Genomic DNA, 2,711 nt, shown 5'->3' on the forward strand with positions numbered 1-2,711 from the left:
TAGATTCAAAATCGCTAGTCGATTCTCAAGAAAGTAAAATAGCGTAGGGCGTGTGACAGCACGCTCTATCTATTACTTAATTATAACACGAAATATTCACGAATATACTATGAAAAAGAATCGAAATATAACATTCCTAATCGTATTCGCATTCATATTTATGTGCGTAGCGAAAGCATTCGGAAACCTATACGTCGCATCATTCGGCGTAATTTTCGCCTTATCAGTAGCCGCAGCGATAATCACCGAAATGGTAATAAGGGCACGTTATAAATAAACAAATATACACCGTGTATGCGGACATAAAAAAGGCGGTACGCATCAATTTGCGTCCGCTTCTTGTTCTTTTAGATATATCTTGTTCTTCCCTCTATACATTACTAATAATTAGGAATTTGAAATAAAAACTTTTACTTTCTCATTAAAGATTTTCTTTTTACAACATCTTGTTTGTAGAATAGTTTATCGCGAGTTGTCTCTTTAATCGGTATTAGTTTTCCCTCTTTTACCAGTTTATTCAAATACTGTCTAGAACACCCGAGAATATCTAATGCTTCCGATGAATTTAAAACTTCATCTTGTATAAATTTTGTTAGTTGTTCTTTTGTGTCAAATTTAAACATTCTTCTTCTCCTTTATATACAAAATAATCATATTAATCAACATTAAAAATAGAGCTATTCCAGCAAAGATAATATAGGTATACTCCCCAGTACCTAGGTTGTTGTAATCAAAGGTTGTTAAAACAAAAATCAGAAATATAGCTATAGGTATATTTTTCCATATAAATTTTTTCATAATTAGTATGAATGTGTTATAATCTTAGGTATAGGAGAGGTTTCCCTCTCCCTTGTGGTTATTCTGAGTCGTCATCTTGGTGGGTGCGACTCTTTTCTCTTTAACCTTGTAGTATGTATCTACACTGTTTTTTATCAGTGCTGATAATTGATTCAAGGTTGCTACAAAACCACCTAAAATTACCCACAAATTCATATTTTCACCTCCCTTTCTTTATATCCTTATAATAAACCTCAAGTTCACACAAGTCAACCGAAGCGGTATTTCCTTAAATTGGTTAAAAAATATAAACAACAAAAAAGCGATAGGTTGGTTAATCCTAGCACTTTCTTTTGTTCTATATATTTATATAGATATCTAATGCGGTTGTGGTATCGTCGGTTTCCGTCCTATGCCGTTAGCGGGGGGGGGGAGAGATTCCCTTCGTCATTTCCGACTGTTTCCGCATTCATCTTGCTCTTGCCCGTTCATTTCGCTAAAAGGTGATACATTCCTACACAACTACAATATAGCATTCTCTATGCGGTGTTTCATCTAACTTCATTGCGTGGTGTCCGCATGTTCCTTATATCGGCGTCGCATTTAGCGAGTGGTATCGCCGTGGTATTCCATTAATTATATTATGTGACTTCGTCTCTTATTGCGCAACCTTTAATTTCCACATAAATACAAAATTTTACTATAATCTATTCTAAAATGAAGGTTGTTTTCATATTATATATTAATATACAGATAATTCAAACACAATAAATCCCAATATTAGAAGATAACTCCCAATGTTCCGAGAGTCTTTCCTTTTCACATTAATCTATAACGGCATAACAGGGCATATAACGGACGATAATAGTTTCAAATATAAATAAACCACTAGACACCTTATTAACTCATATACAAGCATCTGGGGAGCCGTTGTATGATTTCTAAGCTTATAGTCAGCAAGCCCACTACTTGAAAAATCATAAGTCATTCTTTTTCTCTCCAATCTCGCCAAACTCTCGCATTATATCTATCGACTCCCTTTTGAATCCATTTCTTATTATGATTCAAATTACCGATAGTATAGACGCCCTCTTTCTGGACTAACTTTGCAGGTATATTATCGTTGTTCATCACATCTATTTCTAACCTTTCTTTTCTTCGCTCTTGTTCTTCCTTTGCCATTTGTTTGCTTCCCGCAACTATTGACATCTTTCTCCCCCTTTTAACCGCCTTAACTATTCCACTATCTTTTTAGCCTTCTTTCTTCTTCAGTACTTTTTGTCTCTTTCCATGTAAAAGTACTCAGCTGTTGTAGTTTCTTATTTTCATCAATCATGATTTCACTCTCCCTTACTTCTCCTTACTTTTACACATCTTCTTTTTCTTTAATTTACTTTGATATCCTTTTTTCTCCATTCCCTATATATAGTTATTAATCTATATTTCCTTTAGCTTCATTTTTCCCTATCCCTAGTTAGTAGTAGTTATCTATATTTTCCTCTAGCCGCGGATAGTGGTAGTTATTTTCTCTTAATCTCTTAAAATCTCTTGACTTTTCTTTGACGCCCTTTACCATGCTAATCCGAGGCAGGGAGGGAAGTTGACAGACTTATCCCCTATGCTGAAAGACTACAAAAAGTAATCTAACAGAATAGAAAGATAAGCGTCTTTACCATGCCGCACCTCGTTGGTCCGTCAGAAGACCCTATTCACTCAGCGGTTTTCACCGCATACGCCCTTTTTCTCGGCTTGTCCCCGTAATATCGTCCCTACGTGACATGCTGAGCGTATTCCCTAGCGCCATAACGCTAACGATAACCCCCCGAACCTTTCAGACTACACGCCTAGGCAAGTTCTCGCCTACCCGCAACGCATGAATAGGAATACGTTACGGGGCGCTATCCTTGTAGAAGCATACTCTGTACTTCCCGCAC

General features: G+C 36.3%; 4 protein-coding genes. 1 reads left to right on the forward strand and 3 read right to left on the reverse strand.

What is annotated here, in order from left to right; translation table 11 throughout:
• The first annotated feature begins 109 nt into the window (after positions 1 to 109).
• A complete protein-coding gene (locus GBN91_RS29130; protein WP_176535474.1) occupies positions 110 to 277 on the forward strand; it encodes a hypothetical protein in 168 nt (55 codons plus the stop codon).
• A 133-nt stretch (positions 278 to 410) separates the two neighbouring features.
• On the opposite strand, the gene GBN91_RS28435 is transcribed toward GBN91_RS29130, so the two are convergent.
• The 3 genes from GBN91_RS28435 to GBN91_RS28440 all read right to left on the reverse strand — a co-directional run bounded on the left by GBN91_RS28435 (position 411) and on the right by GBN91_RS28440 (position 1,986).
• Complete coding sequence (locus tag GBN91_RS28435; protein ID WP_152122898.1) at positions 411 to 623, reverse strand: helix-turn-helix transcriptional regulator; 213 nt, start codon at positions 621 to 623, stop codon at positions 411 to 413.
• Between the two features lie 199 nt (positions 624 to 822).
• Positions 823 to 993: a hypothetical protein gene (locus GBN91_RS29135; protein ID WP_193222146.1), complete on the reverse strand. Its 171-nt coding sequence runs from the start codon at positions 991 to 993 to the stop codon at positions 823 to 825.
• Positions 994 to 1,761: 768 nt separating this feature from the next.
• The gene (locus GBN91_RS28440; protein ID WP_152122900.1) at positions 1,762 to 1,986 is read right to left on the reverse strand and encodes a hypothetical protein; all 225 of its coding nucleotides are present in this window, start codon (positions 1,984 to 1,986) and stop codon (positions 1,762 to 1,764) included.
• Positions 1,987 to 2,711 lie beyond the last annotated feature (725 nt).

The organism is Bacillus sp. B1-WWTP-T-0.5-Post-4, assembly GCF_009183795.1.
Classification (GTDB): domain Bacteria; phylum Bacillota; class Bacilli; order Bacillales; family Bacillaceae_G; genus Bacillus_A; species Bacillus_A cereus.

Bases quoted from the DNA above. Each gene is read 5' to 3' on its own strand.
- GBN91_RS28435 (WP_152122898.1), bottom strand. From the start codon at position 623: ATGTTTAAATTTGACACAAAAGAACAACTAACAAAATTTATACAAGAT.
- GBN91_RS28440 (WP_152122900.1), bottom strand. From the start codon at position 1,986: ATGTCAATAGTTGCGGGAAGCAAACAAATGGCAAAGGAAGAACAAGAG.
- GBN91_RS29135 (WP_193222146.1), bottom strand. From the start codon at position 993: ATGAATTTGTGGGTAATTTTAGGTGGTTTTGTAGCAACCTTGAATCAA.
- GBN91_RS29130 (WP_176535474.1), top strand. From the start codon at position 110: ATGAAAAAGAATCGAAATATAACATTCCTAATCGTATTCGCATTCATA.